This window comes from cf. Phormidesmis sp. LEGE 11477 (genome assembly GCF_015207105.1).
Taxonomy (GTDB): domain Bacteria; phylum Cyanobacteriota; class Cyanobacteriia; order Phormidesmidales; family Phormidesmidaceae; genus Phormidesmis.
The window spans coordinates 1-17,838 of record NZ_JADEXO010000032.1; the positions used below are offsets into that span (position 1 = coordinate 1).

The 17,838-nt window shown below is 49.8% G+C and carries 21 protein-coding genes; 12 read left to right on the plus strand and 9 right to left on the minus strand.

What is annotated here, in order from left to right; genetic code table 11:
• The 7 genes from IQ256_RS11350 to IQ256_RS11380 form a co-directional block, all read right to left on the minus strand.
• Positions 1 to 818, minus strand: an 818-nt coding sequence (locus IQ256_RS11350) for a metallophosphoesterase (RefSeq protein ID WP_193855662.1), incomplete at its 3' end; no start/stop codon positions are given.
• Positions 819 to 973: 155 nt separating this feature from the next.
• Positions 974 to 1,873 carry an acetylglutamate kinase gene (argB, locus tag IQ256_RS11355; protein ID WP_193855663.1) on the minus strand — a complete coding sequence of 300 codons (900 nt, stop codon included), beginning with the start codon at positions 1,871 to 1,873 and terminating at the stop codon, positions 974 to 976.
• Between the two features lie 48 nt (positions 1,874 to 1,921).
• On the minus strand, positions 1,922 to 2,659 hold the full coding sequence (locus tag IQ256_RS11360; protein WP_228024793.1) for a shikimate kinase: 738 nt from the start codon (positions 2,657 to 2,659) through the stop codon (positions 1,922 to 1,924).
• A 32-nt stretch (positions 2,660 to 2,691) separates the two neighbouring features.
• Entirely contained in the window at positions 2,692 to 3,246 is a 555-nt protein-coding gene (locus IQ256_RS11365) for a DUF3038 domain-containing protein (RefSeq protein WP_193855664.1), read from the minus strand.
• A 106-nt stretch (positions 3,247 to 3,352) separates the two neighbouring features.
• Complete coding sequence (locus tag IQ256_RS11370) at positions 3,353 to 4,321, minus strand: hypothetical protein (RefSeq protein WP_193855665.1); 969 nt, start codon at positions 4,319 to 4,321, stop codon at positions 3,353 to 3,355.
• A 167-nt stretch (positions 4,322 to 4,488) separates the two neighbouring features.
• Positions 4,489 to 5,301, minus strand: coding sequence for a Nif3-like dinuclear metal center hexameric protein (locus tag IQ256_RS11375; RefSeq protein WP_193855666.1), 813 nt, complete (start codon positions 5,299 to 5,301; stop codon positions 4,489 to 4,491).
• Between the two features lie 121 nt (positions 5,302 to 5,422).
• Positions 5,423 to 6,340 (minus strand): hypothetical protein, encoded by a 918-nt coding sequence (locus IQ256_RS11380; protein ID WP_193855667.1) that lies wholly within the window; start codon positions 6,338 to 6,340, stop codon positions 5,423 to 5,425.
• Positions 6,341 to 6,513: 173 nt separating this feature from the next.
• Here IQ256_RS11380 and IQ256_RS11385 point away from each other — a divergent pair, with 173 nt between their 5' ends.
• Both IQ256_RS11385 and IQ256_RS11390 read left to right on the plus strand, forming a co-directional pair.
• Complete coding sequence (locus IQ256_RS11385) at positions 6,514 to 8,325, plus strand: SpoIIE family protein phosphatase (protein WP_193855668.1); 1,812 nt, start codon at positions 6,514 to 6,516, stop codon at positions 8,323 to 8,325.
• Entirely contained in the window at positions 8,319 to 8,792 is a 474-nt protein-coding gene (locus tag IQ256_RS11390) for an ATP-binding protein (protein ID WP_193855669.1), read from the plus strand. Before IQ256_RS11385 ends, IQ256_RS11390 begins: the two co-directional genes overlap by 7 nt.
• Before the next feature lie 78 nt (positions 8,793 to 8,870).
• On the opposite strand, the gene IQ256_RS11395 is transcribed toward IQ256_RS11390, so the two are convergent.
• Both IQ256_RS11395 and IQ256_RS11400 read right to left on the minus strand, forming a co-directional pair.
• Positions 8,871 to 9,572 (minus strand): hypothetical protein, encoded by a 702-nt coding sequence (locus IQ256_RS11395; protein WP_193855670.1) that lies wholly within the window; start codon positions 9,570 to 9,572, stop codon positions 8,871 to 8,873.
• 119 nt (positions 9,573 to 9,691) lie between these two features.
• Entirely contained in the window at positions 9,692 to 10,384 is a 693-nt protein-coding gene (locus IQ256_RS11400) for a rhomboid family intramembrane serine protease (protein WP_370623418.1), read from the minus strand.
• 183 nt (positions 10,385 to 10,567) lie between these two features.
• Here IQ256_RS11400 and IQ256_RS11405 point away from each other — a divergent pair, with 183 nt between their 5' ends.
• From IQ256_RS11405 to IQ256_RS11450, 10 genes are all read left to right on the plus strand, one after another.
• Entirely contained in the window at positions 10,568 to 11,164 is a 597-nt protein-coding gene (locus tag IQ256_RS11405; RefSeq protein ID WP_193855671.1) for a pentapeptide repeat-containing protein, read from the plus strand.
• A gap of 37 nt (positions 11,165 to 11,201) precedes the next feature.
• Positions 11,202 to 12,662, plus strand: a complete 1,461-nt coding sequence (locus tag IQ256_RS11410; RefSeq protein WP_193855672.1) for a cytochrome P450 — start codon at positions 11,202 to 11,204, stop codon at positions 12,660 to 12,662.
• A 1-nt stretch (position 12,663) separates the two neighbouring features.
• Complete coding sequence (locus IQ256_RS11415) at positions 12,664 to 13,620, plus strand: folate-binding protein YgfZ (RefSeq protein ID WP_193855673.1); 957 nt, start codon at positions 12,664 to 12,666, stop codon at positions 13,618 to 13,620.
• Between the two features lie 217 nt (positions 13,621 to 13,837).
• Positions 13,838 to 14,113 carry a DUF4160 domain-containing protein gene (locus IQ256_RS11420; protein WP_193855674.1) on the plus strand — a complete coding sequence of 92 codons (276 nt, stop codon included), beginning with the start codon at positions 13,838 to 13,840 and terminating at the stop codon, positions 14,111 to 14,113.
• Complete coding sequence (locus IQ256_RS11425; protein WP_193855675.1) at positions 14,106 to 14,402, plus strand: hypothetical protein; 297 nt, start codon at positions 14,106 to 14,108, stop codon at positions 14,400 to 14,402. The genes IQ256_RS11420 and IQ256_RS11425 overlap by 8 nt, the downstream gene beginning before the upstream one ends.
• A 254-nt stretch (positions 14,403 to 14,656) precedes the next feature.
• Positions 14,657 to 14,983 (plus strand): NfeD family protein, encoded by a 327-nt coding sequence (locus IQ256_RS11430; RefSeq protein WP_193855676.1) that lies wholly within the window; start codon positions 14,657 to 14,659, stop codon positions 14,981 to 14,983.
• Between the two features lie 152 nt (positions 14,984 to 15,135).
• Positions 15,136 to 15,708 carry a DM13 domain-containing protein gene (locus IQ256_RS11435; protein ID WP_193855677.1) on the plus strand — a complete coding sequence of 191 codons (573 nt, stop codon included), beginning with the start codon at positions 15,136 to 15,138 and terminating at the stop codon, positions 15,706 to 15,708.
• Between the two features lie 20 nt (positions 15,709 to 15,728).
• Positions 15,729 to 16,643, plus strand: coding sequence for a shikimate dehydrogenase (locus IQ256_RS11440; RefSeq protein ID WP_193855678.1), 915 nt, complete (start codon positions 15,729 to 15,731; stop codon positions 16,641 to 16,643).
• Positions 16,644 to 16,734: 91 nt separating this feature from the next.
• Positions 16,735 to 17,205, plus strand: a complete 471-nt coding sequence (locus IQ256_RS11445) for a hypothetical protein (RefSeq protein WP_193855679.1) — start codon at positions 16,735 to 16,737, stop codon at positions 17,203 to 17,205.
• Between the two features lie 27 nt (positions 17,206 to 17,232).
• Complete coding sequence (locus IQ256_RS11450; protein WP_193855680.1) at positions 17,233 to 17,820, plus strand: dihydrofolate reductase family protein; 588 nt, start codon at positions 17,233 to 17,235, stop codon at positions 17,818 to 17,820.
• Positions 17,821 to 17,838 lie beyond the last annotated feature (18 nt).

The window sequence follows — 17,838 nt, forward strand, 5'->3', positions numbered from 1 at the left end:
AGCGTAATTACGGTCAGCTCTGGATTGCACATGAATCGCCCTGGGAAATAGGTTCCTAAGCCTCGATTGACGTATAGCCAGTTGTTGCCAACCCGGTGAAGTCCTCGGCACCATTCCCAATTGCGGGCGACATGAAAGCAGCGATCGCTCAAGAAGGGCACTCGATTGCGAATCAGGCTCGGCACCCGGTGACGAATCCGTTGCCATACCTGTGGAGCGGGGCCTAATCCTGGCAGGTACACTTGTCCGCCATGGGTGTGTCCCGATAGCTGCAAATCTACACGATGTTTCGATAAAGGTTCTGCTGTATCAGGGTTGTGCGAGAGAACCAGGCGCGGTGTTGTGGGTGAAATCTGCTCTAGAATGCTGGGGTCGAATTCTCCAGACCACAGATCGGCAAAGCCGACTATCGGAAAATCTGCTCCAAAAGGCGTCGCGATCGCGTTCCACAGTACCGGGATATTGCCCTTCTCCAAAGCCTGGGTGACCATCGCTTTTGCCCCAGGTACTGAAATGTCGTGATTGCCTAATACCGCAAAGGTGCCGTAGCGACTAGGCAGCGCTTTGAGTCGGCGAACCAGCTCATAAATAGGTTCTGGCGCTTGGGTAACGAAGTCGCCAGTTAGAGCAATCAGATCGGGCTGGATGGCTTCTACTTTAGCAATCGTTTTGGCTAGCAGCTGATTAGAGAGTCGCAGTCCGTCGAAGTGAAAATCAGAAAGCTGGACAATCACTATGCCATTTAGCCTAGATGGCAGATTTGGGATAGAAATCGTGTACGCATCTACAGAAAGTGCGCCTGATAAAAGCCTGTACATAAGCTTGTAAGTAGAGAGTTACGAGTCTCTGCCGCGCAGTTTCCTTACTATAGCGTTTGCCGACTACGGCTTTTGTCGCCTGAACTTCTTATATCTAAATCTTCGCAACCTAAATATGATTAAACGCTATTCACCGAAAACACAACAAGATCGCCTTACCCGCTAAAACTAGAGGCTACTAGCATGGTACCAATACCCATATCTGAAAAAATTTCGAGCAGTAGTGAATGCGGCATGCGACCATCGAGAATATGGGCCGCGCGAACTCCTTGAGCGAGTGATCGCACGCAGCAATTCACTTTAGGAATCATGCCGCCAGCAACTGTGCCATCGGCAATTAGGTCTCTAGCCTGCTGAATATCTAGCTGATTAAATAGCGTAGTAGGATCGTGAAAGTCTTTCATAATCCCAGGTGTATCCGTCAGCAGGATCAGTTTTTCTGCGCTGAGGGCCGCTGCTAGCTCACCAGCGACAGTATCGGCATTGATGTTGTATGCCTGGCCTGAGGGATCAGCGGCCACGCTAGAGATAACTGGAATGTAGTCTGCGCTCACGAGCGATCGCACTAGGTCAGGTTCTACATGGCTCACATCCCCAACGAAGCCGACGCCTGCTGCTACTGACTGGGGTCTAGCCGTTACTAAGTTACCGTCTTTTCCACATAGACCGACAGCTTTACCCCCAGACTGATTGATCAAAGACACCAGTTCTTTATTGACGCGGCCTACTAGCACCATTTCCACTACGTCCATAGTCTTAGCATCGGTAACGCGCAAACCGTCTTTGAACTGGGGCTCAATACTCAGCTTGGTAAGCCAGGTATTAATTTCGGGGCCGCCGCCATGCACAATCACCGGGCGAATGCCGACACTGGCCATAAAGACAACATCGCGAATGACACTAGCCTTTAGACTGCTGTCTTTCATTGCCGCGCCGCCATATTTGACGACAATAGTACGACCGTGAAACTGCTGAATATAAGGCAGCGCTTCGCTGAGGATACGAACGCGTAGGGCTTCACTTTCAGGGGTGTGGGTATTCGGGTCGGGGGCCATAGGAATAAAGGCTCAAAAAGACTGGCCGTAGAAGGGAGCTTAAGTATCTTAAATATTAGGGGAGACCGGATTGATCGAGGTTTGATTAATTTGAATTTGGTCTACGGCTAGCTTTGGATCGGGGCGAATGCTGGCCTGAATAGCTTTGAGAATGCGATCGCAAGTTCGGCCAACTGACTTTCCTTCATATTCAATGCGAATATCAGCTTGAGCATAGAGATCGCCCCGTTTAGCCATCAATTCTGTGAGCTTGTTAGATAAGTTCGCATCTTTTAGCAGCGGGCGAGAGCTATCACCAGAAAGTCTAGCTACCAGGATAGGGATGGGCACATCTAGCCAGATCACAACGCCATGGTGTAGGTAGCTCCAGTTCATCTGGTCGATGATGATACCGCCACCTGTAGCCACCACCAGGTTGGTATAAATAGATACTTGAGAGAGAACCTGCGTTTCTAGCTGCCGAAACGCAGGTTCGCCAGCACTAGCAAATAGCTCACTCACTTTTTGGCTAGCTGACTGTTCGATCAGCGCATCGGTATCGACAAACCCATAGCCCAAGCGGTTTGCTAGCTTTCGCCCAATGGTTGTCTTGCCAGCGCCCATCATGCCAATTAGATAGAGATTTGTTTTCTTCAGATCGGCCTTAAGTTCGTCGATCCGAAGATTACTGATTTTTGGTTTACTAATTTTGGATTTACGGGCTTTGGGTTTGCGGGCTTTGGGTTTACGAGCTCGGGACTTGCCGGAGGGTTGATGAGGTTGTGTAGCTGAAGTCGGGGGAGTCATGGGCCTGATGAAGCATGTCCTATTATGGCACCTCAGCGCGCCCGGTCGATCAGCGCCAGCCAAAGCTGTCGTTCACCACCGGGCGCGCTGTAAAATAATAGATCTATCAAAAGTCGCAAGGCTAGCTGTGTGAGGGCTTCGGTCTTTAGGCCAGGCGTGGCCATGCGATCGCTATACATATTGCTGAAGTTATCTAGATAATCTCCTAAAACGGCTGCCCTATGAGGGGGTTCTCCCACGGTGCTCAGTGCCTCTAGCCGAGTGATCGCCTCACGCACTCGATCATGGTGGGCTCTAGCCAAGTGACAAACCACTAGAACTAGCGCCCGCGCCTCCTCAACGTCTAGCTTTTTGCGCCCTTGTCCTTTACGCAGTGGACTGGACTGGCGCAATCGCCACAGTCCTACTCGATCGGAGAGCATTTCTGATAGCTTTAGATCTTTGGCTGCTACTAGCACCGCATCGGATCCAATATCTGCCAGTGCCTCTATCGCCATCAGCACCAAGTCTAACTGAGCTTTGATGCTGATAAGCTGAAGCGCTGATAGGTTTGTTACGGGCAAAGACGCATCCACAGCAGTCGACATGATTCAAAAGACTACGGCAATTGTGCCATAGCGAAGTCACCCTTCTATGACTACAGGTATGACTACAGAACTAGCGGCTTATAAGACTAGCTGTGGGTAGAACCAACTATAGAGCGCAGACTTGTTTGCCCCACTGTAACCGCGCGTTCGCACCCTGAGATCTATTTAGACAGTCAAACAGGCTAACCCTCAAAGACTGGCGACCGCGAACGGATCGTCGTTCGAGTAGTCCAAATATCCTTTCCTCTTCTAAACTATTAGCACCAAAAAAAATCGCGCCTACGGACGAGCAGCTTTCTATTAGCTCACTAGATAGCCGTTCCAAGAATTGAGGTGATTGCAATATTGAGGTCGCTGCTGCGCCGCTGAGCGATAGGTACATGCCGTAAGGACGACTCTCTGGGATGGACTCATATAGTCGGCTTAGCTGTAAGGAGCTTACTAGCACGCTGGTTTCTCTGTTCGTCTCGATTTCTTCGGTAGCACTAAGAATAGTATTGGTGCAGATTAGTGAACTTCCTGGCACTGCTGCTGCTGCTAGCGTTCTAGCTAGGCCCTCTCGGCTTTCTTCGACGTCTATTCTGATCCTATAGCTGCCTTCTCTACCGGATTCGTAGCTATTGGCTAGCACGGTGTACCTACCAGTAATCGGTAAGCGAACTACCAGCCTAGAATCGTCGTTAGTCCGGCTAATATCATCGTTCTCACTAATTCTTTCTCCGGTTGGGTCTAACAAAATTAGATACGGATCAAAGTCTTCGCTTTCTAAATAGATCGTGGCATATTCTCCGCTTCGCCCCATAAAGTCGTAGCGGTCGTAGAAGCTACCGTCATCTAGCCGCGTATCTACGTCGCTTAGATTTCCTTCAATGCTAGCCCCTTCAACAATCAAGGGAGCAACAGGGCTAGTTGGTTGACCCAAAGAGCTGCTGGCTAGCAAACCCCAGCAAGCAGCCACTGTTCCTACTGTTGCTCCTAGCGTTAGGGCAACGCTTCCTTTTAATACTGTATTTGATAAACACAGTTTGTCTGGGTTGGGTGTTAATAGCTGATGGCCTAAACGATTTTCAGTCACTTGTACTAATTGAACCTAGGTAACCTAGTTCTATTTATTCACTCCTTACTATTGCATCCGCTCGGACTAATCCGATACTCCGACATGGTCAACTTGACTATCTGCTTATTTACGATCTCACGCAGCCCTCTATTCTTGTCGGAAATTTAACTATCAGGCGTCTATTGTTAGAAAAATTGCCTGAAGTCTTCATCTTGTTCGCTAAGCTGAGACCAAGTAACGCCTTGGCGCTGAAACCAGCCCACCAGCTTTTGACAGGCAGGTCTTTCTGTAGCGTAGTGACCAGCATCAATCAGCACGAGGTCTTGGTCGCGGCTAGCTTGAAATTGATGAAATTTGCAGTCCGCAGTGAGGTAGGCCTGTGCGCCTGTTTGCTTCACCGCATTAATGTAGCTAGCACCAGAGCCGCCTAGTACGGCTATTCTTTCGATGGACTGCTGTAAGTTAGCAGCCGGAGAGTATAGCAAACGCGGTGGAGCCATCACTGACTGAATTTTTTCTAGTAGCTGCTGAAGCGTTTGTGCGGGTAGAAGATTGCCAACTCTGCCGTAGCCCCTGGCGGTATCTTGACCAGGCGCGGTAGGTACTACTGGGGCGATCGCCTGCAAGTCTAGCTGCTGGGCAAGTACGTCGGCGGTGCCATCTGCGACCTGATCAAAGTTGGTATGGGCAGTGTAGATGCCGATATCGTGGGCGATCGCTAGCCGAATCATATCGCCCACACTGTCACCTGCCATCACTGACGAGAGCCCGCCAAAGATCAGCGGATGATGGGCAAAGATCAAGTTGACAGGCAGTCCGTTAGCTTTTAGGGCGATCGCCTCATGCATCACCGCTAGCGTCGGTGTCAAGCACACGAGTATCCCGGCGGGTTCGCGCAGTATGTCGGGCTCTACCTGCCAGCCGCAGTTGTCCCATTTTTCTTGCCAGGTAGGGTTTGCCCACTGCTCAAAGGTGCTGATTACATCACTAATGATCATCTATGGCTTCAGATCGTTTCTTGAAGGGTGCTGTGTGTCTTCAACATACCAGTCTTCTTAACGGTTATTTCTTGTCAGTTGCTTGCTATCGGCTGCTTGAGTGAAGTTATTTTGAGGGAAGTTATTTGAGTGGGACTACACGATTCAACAGTATGCTAGTAGGCGTAGCCCCTGAGAAACTTAGCGTGTAGTCAAACCGTCCGCCGCCGTCATTCTGCCAGCCACTGATTCGATTGTCTTGAGACAGAATCGGATCGTTGTTATAGCTGGTGACGACTGCGAAATAGACATTCGTTTCTGGAATAATCAGCTCGTCGATGTGAGATTGCCGCCCTCCGGCGCTGTCATCCACGCTGGCTAGTAATCGCCCTGCTTGATCAAAGACGAATAGCTGAGAATCGTCGCTAGTATATAGACTGCCAGTTAGCACCTGAGTGACTTCTAGGTTGATAGAGACGCGATCGCCTCGTCCGGCCACGAATCCGTATACCTGACGACCCTGACCGACTCTCCCTGAGACCACGGTCAATCCACGATCTAAATTGACGGATTCGGCAGGCAGCAGCGCAGAGCGATCGCTAAGGTTTAGCGGCACCGCCAGGCGTTCGGCTTCTGTTAGCAGCCTAGTGCGATATTGATTGTCCGTCGCCTCGGCAACGCCAGATTCCCACTCCAGGTACCGGCTTGGGGGCTGGTTTGTTCTAACCGAGTCTAAAGGCGTGACAGTAAGCTGATAAGAATTAGTGCGATCGCAAGCTTCAGAAGCCGCTAAAATCCTATTTGTTAAACGGTACTGCTCCATCTGACGGCGTAGTGCCATCAAAGATAGCCGCTGAGTATCGGTCGTTTGTTCGTCGGCTATAAGGATGCCAGCAACTGTGATCGCCTCACTCCAGCGGCTGCTGCAGATTGCCCGGTCTAAGTCAAAAGTAGTATTTTTTTGCGCTTGTGCAGGCGATCTAGTGAGCAGCATCGCCAATAGTACTCCCCCACAGCCTATGCAACGACCAAACTTTTGCCAGAAGCGAGTTTTTCGCACTTTTGCTTTCTCCTATTCTCCTAAAAAGAGCAACTCCAACCTGTGTATGCGCGCTAGTAAGTATCCCAAGGCGGGCACGTTATGCCTGTCAAATATGGCTAGGTAGGTAATAGATTGTCATGACTTCAGTATGCCCGGCTCATTTTCTATAGGCACTCATAGATAAACATAGAATGCAAGAGAAACTGAAAGTGCTTGTCGTCGATGACGAGCCAAACAACCTAGATTTGCTGCACCGAACGTTTCACCGAGATTTTCAGGTGTTTAGAGCTGCTAGCGGCGCTGAGGCTCTCAAAATTTTGGATGACAAAGGTGAGATGGCTGTCATTATCTCTGACCAGCGCATGCCAAAGATGAACGGTACAGAGCTCTTTAGTCGCACTATTGAGAGTTTTCCTGACACCATCCGCATCGTGCTAACAGGCTATACCGATGTGGAAGATTTAGTGTCAGCTATCAATGCTGGAAAGGTGTTCAAATACATCACCAAACCCTGGAAGCCGAAAGCCTTAAAAGAGACCGTGACTCAAGCTGCCCAAGCGTACAAGCTGGTCAAACGTCGTACTCTCACGCTTAGTCGTGCCCTTAGGCAAGAGTCTCTTAGCAACGAAATTATGACGGCTGTGCGGAGTTCTCTTGACTATCGCAGTACTCTACAGTCAGTTGTCAGTGCTCTAGGACAGGCGGCAACGGCAGACTTTTCAGTGCTCTATCCAATAAATCTCCCGATAAGTCTGACGCCGGTAGATCCTGCGGCAGTAAAATCATCAGAAAGCTGGCAGACTTCAGAAAGCTGGCAGACTTCAGAAAGCTGGCAGACTGTGGAGAGCGTTCTAAAACCGTTGATCTACTATCGGGATGCTGAGGCTGAAAAGCTCGTAAGATGCCACTCTCTTAGTCTTTCGGACTACAGCCAAACTTGGCGACGTTCGTCTCTTATCTCTAGTATAAAAGAGATAAAAATTTTCTCTGAAACATTAGAAATAGAGAACAAAGTTTTCACCAGGATATTTGTTCCTTTTTTGGAAAAAGATACTTTGCTAGTCAGCGTTTGTCTATACAAAGAAACGCAAGATTCGCAATGGATCTCAGAGGCGACTAAGCTGCTGACGCACATCACAGACCAAGTAACATTAGCAATCTCACACGCTAAGCTATATCGGCAAATTCAGTGCCAGTCGATGAAAATGCAGGCAGAGCTGGAGGTTGCTAGACAGATCCAGAGCAATCTTTTGAGTCAGAACTGGCCAGATACTCCGGGGTTGAAGATTCAGGCCCGCTGCCAGCCTGCTAGAGAAGTCGGCGGTGATTTTTTTGAAGTATTTGCTCATCCCCAAGGAGATATTTGGCTAGCTGTCGGCGATGTCTCTGGGAAAGGGGTCCCGGCAGCACTGTTTATGTCGAGTGCAATTTCGGTGCTGCGCCGTGAGCTGGCGCAAGAGCACTCTCCTGAACCGGAAAAGGTAATGAGCAATCTAAACCTCGCGCTCTCTAACGATCTAATCAGCAGTAACTGCTTCATTACGATGGCTTTGGTTCGCTATAGTGCAAAGACATGCCAGCTAGTGTACGCTAACGCAGGCCACGTCTACCCTGTGGTCTGGCCCCATCGAAGACTGGTCAATCAGCTTGAAAAGGATGGATCGGCAGATGAGATAAAACCGACATACTTGAATGTTAGGGGCGTTCCTTTGGGAATTTTGTCAGATTGGCAGGCAGAGGCTGGGAAGCTCAGTCTCTCGGTTGGCGATGTTGTGCTATTGACAACTGATGGCATTACAGAAGCAACGGTAGCTGCGTCAAAGAGCGGTGGCCATGGCAATGGGCACGGCTGTATGTTGAAACAAGAGGGTCTTTGGCAGTTTCTACAGCAGCAGCCTGCTGATCTAGATTTAGACGTTTTACTCTCACATGTTCGCCTTCGCGAGGGAGAACAAGAAGACGATCAAACAATCTTGTCGCTGGAGGTGACATCATCATGTTGAAAACCGAGCTGACTGTCCCTAGCGATCTACGGTTTATGGAGGTGGTGGAACACTGGCTGCTAGAGTCTTTGCGGCTAGAGATTGATCAAGATAACGTAGACTGGGCCGAGGTGAGAATGCGGCTGCGATTAGTGGTGGTAGAAGTCTATTCCAACATTGTTCGACACGCCCATAGCGATCAGCCAGATCTACCCATCCTTATTCGTATTGAGCTAGACGAGAAGAATAACCTTCTGCTAGAAGTTTGGGATCAAGGTGAGGGGTTTCGGCTAGATGACTACGCAGCGCCTTCTCCTTCTGACTTTCAAGAGGGTGGCTACGGTTGGTTGATTCTTAATCGGATTATGGATCGAGTCGAGTATCATCTTCAGGTGGGGGGCGATCGCAACTGCTTGAAGTTGGAAAAAGATTTAGCTTCAAACAATAAGCACCAGAAGCCCCAAAAGCCTCACACAAATAGTGTCTAGAGAAAAGGACACTAGCCAATGCTGGTGCCCCGAGGATGTTTATTGGGTTGAATCGAGGTATTGGCCTCGAAGTGAGTATTAAATAGCGCGGTTGGTGTACAGCGCGATCGCATCTTCTGGTTTGACCACAACGACAGAAGGCGCGGTCGTTCTACCTACCAAAACACCGGCTGCTGCTCCTCCGGCCACTTCCCATATATCGGGTCTACCAAAAACTTCACCGAGAACATAGCCACCAACTGCGCCAATTGCGGCATCACCTAGGATTGCACCTGTTGACGTCTGTCTGGGATCTTTGCGCTCAGATAATAGGTCGGAGCGGGCACTGATGCTAAAGATTTGATTGTCGATTTCGATGGCGTTAGCAACATAGACTAGGCCACCGTCTGAAGGCTCAAACCGACCGCGAATCAAGGTGCCAACTGGTAGCTGTCGCCCGTTTAAGTTAGAGACGTTTTTGATTACAAGATCATAGTCATGTGATTCTCTTTTATCTAGATATAGCGTCTGATTCTGCCTCAGCTTGGTATCTAGAACAGATTGCTGTGTGCTTTGAGTGGGCCTGTTTTGAGCGGTCGTGCTTTGAGTAGGTCTGCTTTGGATGGTGCCAGAGGGCTGTGCGGTCGGATTTGAGCGCTGAGACGAAAAGACCTGAGCACTTGCCTCTAGGGATAAAGGACCAGTGCCCAGCATCAACAGAGCAGAAAGCCCGCCAAAAGCAAGCGGGAGAGCCCAGAATCGAGTGGAATGAGAAGTGAGCGGTCGAGCTAGGGATTTCATTTGCAACTTTCCTTCAGATAAACGCTAATAAGCGCGCAGTCAGTGCGCTATTCAACATGGACCAGCACAGCGTATCGGTCATCTGATGTTGCCTTCAGCCTTGACCTTAATAACTTTGATTAATATAGCCTGAACAGATTGTCAATGGCCATCTGTATGTGCCGTTGAATACTCGTGAGCAGATCTGGCCTGATACCGGCGATGAGGCCACCAACAAAGCCAAACAGATGTCCTTCCCAGGAAACTGCGATCGCCCGAGAATTTGGCAGCATTGCCCAAAGCTGTGCGCCGTATAAGACGAACACAACAATTGCTAGGCCGACTGTCCATAGCGTCGGGACTACATAGCTACCGACTAGCAGAAATCCGATGTAGCCAAAGATCAGGCCGCTAGCACCTAGATGAATCGCCTCTCGACCAAACAACCAAGTACCTAGCCCACCTGCCAACAAGATGATGCCAGTAACCGTGTAAAAGCCGCTGGCACCCTGAAGTCCTTCTTGCAGCAGAACTAGCCAGCCCAGCACTAAGAAAGGCAGCGTATTCGCTAACAAATGGTTAATATCCCGGTGCAGAAAAGGGGCAAACGCAATTCCCAACAGACCGACGAGCTGGCGAGGTCGAATCCCCAACAATTGGCCAAGGCTACCGCCAAATATCCAGTTAGTGAGACTGACCAGCCAGGCCAAAATCAAGCTGTCGCGAAGGATTTCTAATTTGAGGCTCCAAGCCGGGTCTCTAGAGTAGAGAACAAGCGCAATCGCCACCAGCGCTAGATAGATAGATAAAGCTAACGACCTGGATTTGAACACGCTGATTGTCCAGATATTTCTGAAGGGTTGTGGGACAATGTATAGCAATTCTGCTCTTAGCTTGCACCCTCCTCGGAGACTACAACTTTATGTCAAGTAGAGCCAAGTAAAGCTAAGTGCTTAGCGATTCAGGCGAGCTTTGATAGATATGAAGCCCGCTAGATCTAACCCTCAGATGAGACTATGGAAAACGGCATGAAGATGAGAAACTGGGCAGCTTCGTTAGCTGCGGTATGTGTTGGCTGGTGTGTTGGCCTGATAGTGCTGCTGGGATTTGCAGCGCCGAGCTGGGCCTATCTACAAGAAGATGTTGACATGCTAATGAATGACAAAGATTGCCCGGTATGCATCTTGAATGAGGCCGATCTAGCTGGCGCTCAGCTGAGCGGGGCTAATTTGAAAGTGGCTTCTTTGACGGGGGCAAATCTGACAGGTGCAGACTTGAGTAAAACCAACCTGATGCTCTCTGAGCTGATCGAGGCCGATCTGACTAACGCTAGTTTGGCAGGGGCTCAGATGAACGGCGCTCAGCTCAGAGATGCCATTTTGACAGGCGCAAATTTGAGCGGGGCGAACCTGACGCAGGCCAATCTAGAGGATGCTAATTTGGTCGGCGCTAAGCTGATTGATACCGAGATGACAGCGGCAGTTGTAGGCGTTGCTAATTTTACAGATGCAGATCTAACCGGTGCGAATTTGCGGGCGGTGAACCGCAGCCGCGCGATCTTTTGCCATACGACTATGCCAGATGGCGATGAAGAAAATAGAGATTGTGACTAGCATAGGAACAGCGAGCAATTGAGCAGAATGAGAACCTATGTCTAAGTCGGGTGCGATCGCTTCAAAATCAACTAGCCCATCAGACGGCCAGCCAAATAGCCAGCCAGATAGCCAGCCAGTTTCGGTTGAAAACCAGCTGAAAAAACCGCGCGGTCTGACGCTATTTCGGCGACTGGAGTGGGTATTGAGTCCGGTGACCTATCTAGAGCGAACCAAGACAGATACGCCCGACTTTTTTGAAGAAGATACGCTGGGCTTTGGCACGGGTTCGACAGTGATCACCTCTCACCCAGAGGCGATGCAGTATATCTTGACGCGCGATCGCACCACGTTCAGTGCCCCTGGAGACTTCAATCGCATTCTGTCGCCTTTTTTGGGTACTCAGTCGGTAATCATGCTCAGCGATCAGCAGCACAAGGTCAGACGCCAGCTGCTGACGCCTGCTTTTCACGGCGAACGGTTGACGGTATACGGGCAGCTGATCTGCGATTTGACCAAAGAGCTGGCCGGGGCTCTGCCCAAAAATCAGCCTTTGCCCATTCGCCAGCTCACTCAGAAAATCTCTTTGCAGGTTATTTCCCAAATTGTCTTTGGCTTCACAGATGGGCCACGTTCAAAAGAGATCATGGCGACGCTGGCAGCAGCGGCAGATAGTGTGGGTTCACCTGCCTCAGCAGCGCTGCTATTTTTTGACGGGCTGCAAAGAGACTTAGGCCCGTGGAGTCCGTGGGGCAAGTTTTTGCGAAAGCGGCAAAAGATAGATGATTTGGTCTATGCAGAGATACGCGATCGCGCCGCTGAAATTGAAAAAGACGGGGGCAAAGCAAACAGTGAGCGGACTGATATTCTCTCAATGCTGATGGCGAGTCGCACCGAAGACGGTGAGGCGTTGAGCGAACAAGAGCTGCGAGACGAGCTGATGGCGCTGCTGTTTGCGGGTCACGAGACGACGGCTTCGGCGATGGCCTGGGCGATGTATTGGATTCATCAGCTGCCAGACGTGAAAGAAAAGCTGCTAGCAGAGCTTGATCAGCTAGGGCCAGAGGCCGATCCGATGGCGATCGCTCAGCTTCCCTATCTAACGGCTGTGTGCAAAGAGGTCTTGAGACGCTCTCCGGTAGCGATGTTTACCTTTCCGCGTACGGCCCAAGAACCCGTCGATCTGATGGGCTATCGGTTCCCAGCAGAAACGACCTTCCTCGGCTGCATTTTCTTGACCCACCAGCGAGAAGATCTCTACCCAGCTCCTAAAGAATTTCGACCAGAGCGATTTTTAGAAAGCAAGTTCTCCCCTTATGAATTTATTCCTTTTGGCGCTGGATCTAGGCGCTGCGTGGGAGAAGCGCTGGCCCGATACGAAATGAAGCTAGCGGTGGCCAGCATGGTGGCAAACTATCGGTTCGAGCTAGCAGACCAGCGGCCTGAGAACCCCGTTCGCCGAGGGGTGACACTGACCCCAGAAAGAGGGGTGCCAATGATCTTAAAGGGTACTCGATAGCATGGCTACATTCTTTGATCGCAGTCACTGGGGACGCATTCGGCTAACTGGCGCGGACCGAGCGAGATTTTTGCACAATCAAACTACGAATAATATCGAGCAGCTTTCGGCTACTGAAGGCTGTCATAGCGTGTTTGTGACTTCGACCGGGCGGACGATTGATCTCGCAACGGTCTATGCTCTTGAAGCGTCTCTTTTGGTGATAGTGTCTCCGGGTATGGGCAAGCAGATCTATGACTGGATGGATAAATACATCTTCTTTTCTGACGAGGTGACGCTGACAGACGAAAGTGATGAGACTTTCTTATTTACGGTTGTGGGAGAAGGCTGTGACGAACTGGCGCGATCGCTAGGTGCAGACAAATTAGTTGGCAAAAGCGCGTTTACTCATCAGGCGATCGCAGACGATATCCACATCGCCTGCGACGCCGAGCTGGCCATACCGGGCTATACGATTTGGGGACCTGTTGCCAAAGCAGATACTCTCAAGCAGTCCATTCTATCGGCAGGCATCGTCACCGGAACAGAAGCAGAGTGGGAGCGCCTGCGTATTCAGCAGGGACGCCCCGTACCTAACAAAGAGCTCACTGACGACAACAACCCTTTAGAAGCAGGACTGTGGCACAGTATCTCTTTTGAAAAAGGCTGCTATATCGGTCAGGAAACGATTGCCCGTCTCAATACCTACAAAGGCGTCAAACAGAGGCTGTGGGGTTTGACGATTGAGCGCTCTGCTTCAGAAGATGTAGCAGGCGCGGACATCGTATTGGATGGCAAAACAGTGGGTAAGCTCACCAGTGCGACTGACACAGAAGCAGGTTTCTTTGGCTTGGGCTACATTCGCACCAAAGCGGGTGGTCAGGGGCTAGCGGTAGAGATCGCAGGCGCGCAGGCAAAAGTAGTGCCCGTGCCTTTTGTTCAGCATGAATATTACGAATCAGCTAAACCAGATAGCTAAACCAAGAGCGTATCTAGCGGTTGTGAGAGATGTTGGATGAAACTGTCAGCCCTGAGTAGCTAAATAGGGCATTCAGTCACTGATTAGCTAGAAGCGACCAATTTCAGTCTGCAGTAGAACTAGGCGAAGTGGGAAAAAAGTACCAAGGCTTGAGTAGTTTGATGTAGAAAGGACAGAGAATGACTTGTGAATGATTTGAATCAGGTGCTAAGTCATAATGGTTAAAGTCTTTACCTACGGCAGTGTCGTCGTGCAGGTGTTGACCCGTGACGAACACGCCCCGCCGCACGTCCATGTTGTCTCACCAGACTATTCTGTAGAGCTGGACATATCAGCACCAGAAGTAGTGGTAAAGCCTACTTCTAAAAATGCTCGAACTAAGAACACCCCCAAATTCGTTAAAGAAGCGATCTCGCAGGTCACTGCCCATAGACAAGAGTGTAAGAACATCTGGAAACAGTACGTCAACAAGGGAGGATTCGTCGATGATTAAAGCGGTTCAATACTTACCTATCAGCCGGGAAGTAGAGGTTTTGCTAACGGATAATTCTCGCCATGCTTGGCAAGTGGACAATCTAGAAATGGTCGCAAATGTAGATGGAGAAGTTGTGCCGCTGTCGATGCCTACAAGAGAGCAGCTCATAGATGTAATTCCCTATGGCGGCGGCGCATATATCTACTGGCCACAGATAGAACAAATGTTTGAACTAGAGGCGCTATTAGATGGTGTGTATGGCCGTGAAAGTTGGATGAAAAAGCTGAATAGTGCAGTGACTGCCTAGTACCTTGTCCTAGACCTACATATTTGAATCAGAAATAGAGATAAGTTGCGATTGCATGGCCAGAGATTCACTGTGGTTTGGCTGCTCACTTCTGGCATCTTCAGATCTGACATTTTCAGACAGTGGCATTCATAACTCTCTTCATAACTAGCCTCATGTAGCACCTGATCGGGATGAAATCTATGGTTTATACGGTTGAGGCAGGTGGATGAGTCACTAAGCCTTGGCCGTAGTTAACCAGATGAGGCAAACAGATGTCTATGTTTTCTTGGTTGGATTACCTGTCTTCGCCGATTGAAGTAGAACAGAATAGCTTTGAGCGACCATCTCTGTACAAGCAAGGAACCGTGGTTGAAAGCATCGGCTCCGGCGGCACTGGCATGATCAAGTCCCAAGGCATCTACTGGAGAGCGAAGTCCAGTGTGCCTTTGAAGTGGGCTATTCCAGTCGGTACACCTATCGTGATCAAACAGCGATTAGGGCTAACGCTGCTGGTGGAGCCGTTGCCTAGCGAACGTTGTGGGCGATCGTCACCGTTGACTCTATTGCCGCATCGCTATTGTCTCTCAGATTCTCTTTAAAACCCCTTTCCTTCGCCTCAGTTAACGCTTATCTGATTTTCATTTGCTAGCTGGGTGCGAACAGCATACTGATATCAACAAGGCAAGAGAGCCAACGCTTTTAAGCCTTTACCTGTTGATATCAGCGCCTCCTTTGTAGAGGCATTCGCCCTATGCAATTCACTTCTTTTCGACAACAGCTTCAGCGTATTGGGTTTGCGACGCTGGTGACTACTGTTGTTTATCAACCCGCCCTACAGGCGCAAGGGCAACAGATTCCTCAGCCCTCTCCGACTGCTCCGGTAATCAGTACGCTAGTGGCAGCAAATCCTAGTGCTGACGCTTTTTCGCTCAAAGCTAATCAGATAGATTCTCAAATAGATTCTTTGGCAACTATCCAAGAAAAGGCTAGTCCGCTAGCTAAGTCCGTTGATGCCGCGCCTTTTATCGGTACAGACCATCCTACTAGCGGCGCGGCTAAGGTGGTTGAAGTCGATGGCACATCTTACTTAAAATTTGATTCAGCTTTTAGTAGCGACAACGGCCCCGATCTATTTGTGCTTTTGCACACTGAAGCAGTGCCTGAAAGCTATAGCGCAGAAAACTACGTTAACCTGGGCCGGCTGCAGTCGGTAGAAGGGGCGCAGCGCTATGCTATTCCTGAAGGCGTCGATGCGAGCGCATTTAAATCAGCAGTTATTTGGTGCCGCCAGTTCAATGTTACATTCGGCTACGCTACGCTCTAGTCATGTATAGATAAATAGACATGACAATCAAAGGAACCACTCAGCTACTAGGGGTGATTGGCTATCCGGTGAAGCATTCGTTTTCGCCGCTGATGCACAATGCGGCGATCGCACATTTGCAGAAAACCGGCCCGGCTGACTATGTTTATCTGCCTTTTCCAATTCATCCTGATAGTCTAAAAGACGCGATCGCAGGTTTTGAAGCTATCGGCTTGCGTGGATTCAATATCACGATTCCGCATAAGCAAACCATTATCCCTCTGCTAGATGACGTCAGCGAGGTGGCCAAAGCAATCGGCGCGGTCAACACCGTCTGGTACGGCAGCCAAAGTCATAGCGGTCGTCGCAGTGGGGAATCAGGCTGGTGTGGCACCAATACAGATGCCATCGGTTTTCTGGCTCCTTTGAAGGCGCTGAAGCAGGACTGGACTAGCACCCAGGCGATGATTCTGGGTAATGGCGGTGCTTCTAGAGCAGTCGTCGCGGCTTGTCACCAGCTTGGCTGCCAGCGGATTAGCGTCGTCGGTCGCAACCCGGAAAAGCTCGCTTGGTTCGCGGAAAGCTGGGTAAATAGTCCAGATATTGCCGCCCGGTTGAAGGTAATGACCTGGGATGAGCTGCCAGCTCGACTGCATAAGGCAGATTTGGTGGTAAACGCAACGCCAGTGGGGATGCATCCTGATATAGACGCCTCAGTGCTGAGCGATCAAGAAATGGGACTGCTGCCTAAGGGTGCGATCGCCTACGACTTAATCTACACCCCTAGGCCAACTAAATTTCTGCAGCAGGCTGCTGCGGCTGGCCTGACTACTGTTGACGGTCTAGAAATGCTCATACAGCAAGGAGCCGCCGCCTTGGAAATTTGGCTAGATCGGCCTGCTCCCGTAGAGGTCATGCGCCGTAGCCTATTGGATTATCTAGCGCAGTCTTCGTAGCACCAGCGTAAAAACAAGCACGGTTCTAAAGCGTTCCTAAAGCGTCATCGAAGACGGTAAGCTAAAAGAATATTAGGCTAGCCATTCCGTCATGATTTCACTTTTACGTACCCGACTATTCCCTTTGCTTGTGATTAGCTGTCTGTGCTTTCTTAGCTGGATGCCTGCTGCCCACGCACTCACCCAAATTGATCTCAAAGATCTCGTTGCTGAAGAGTGCCCTGCTGATGCTGCCTACGCAGAAAATCTCACTACCAGCGGCTCTTCGATGTCGGCAACCTGCTATTTGGTCAAGGGCACAGCGGTTAACAACTCAGCGAAAGACATTGTGGATGCTGATATCTTTGGCCGGATCTTTGACGCGGAAGGGAACGCCGTGATGAAAAACCGCTATCGCCTAGGTGGAATCGAATATGTGCCTATGGGTGAGAGTCCGTTCTCTTTTAGAATTTCTGTTCCTTCTGTTCAGCCAGCACCGCTGCGTTTAGAGAAGTTTAAGGCGTCTGGATTTGCGAGCAAGGTGCGTCGTTTTCAAGAGTGGAATCAGTCGATTGACGAGTAACAAAAATGGGCTACGAGGGAATTTATCATGAGACAGCTCACGTACTATGTTGCCTGTAGCGTCGATGGCTTTATTGCCCATAAAGATGGCTCGCATGATGGGTTTTCACAAGATGGCGACTATCTTTCAGAGATATTTACAGTTTTTCCAGAAACTGTTCCCTCCCATCTTCGATCAGCTCTAAATATTCAGGGTGAAAATAAGTGGTTTGATACGGTGCTAATGGGCAGAAAAACCTACGAAATAGGGTTGAAAGAAGGGGTATCTAGCCCCTATTCGCACATGACGCAGTATCTCTTTTCTCGTAGTATGAAAGAGAGCCCTGATGAGAATGTTAGGCTAGTTTCGCACAATGCTGCCGACCAGGTAGCAGCGCTGAAAAAAGAGCCTGGGAAAGGCATCTGGCTCTGCGGTGGAGCGGCTTTGGCCACGACGCTCTTTGCGGCTAATCTAATCGATCAGCTGATCTTGAAGATTAATCCATTTTTGATGGGAGCGGGCATTCCGCTTTTCTCTGGTACCGTTCAGCAGACTGCTTTGGAACTAAGTGACAAAACCGTCTATAAAAATGGCGTAATATTACTTTATTACAACGTAATTCACAGTACGACGTGATCTATAGATAGATAGATG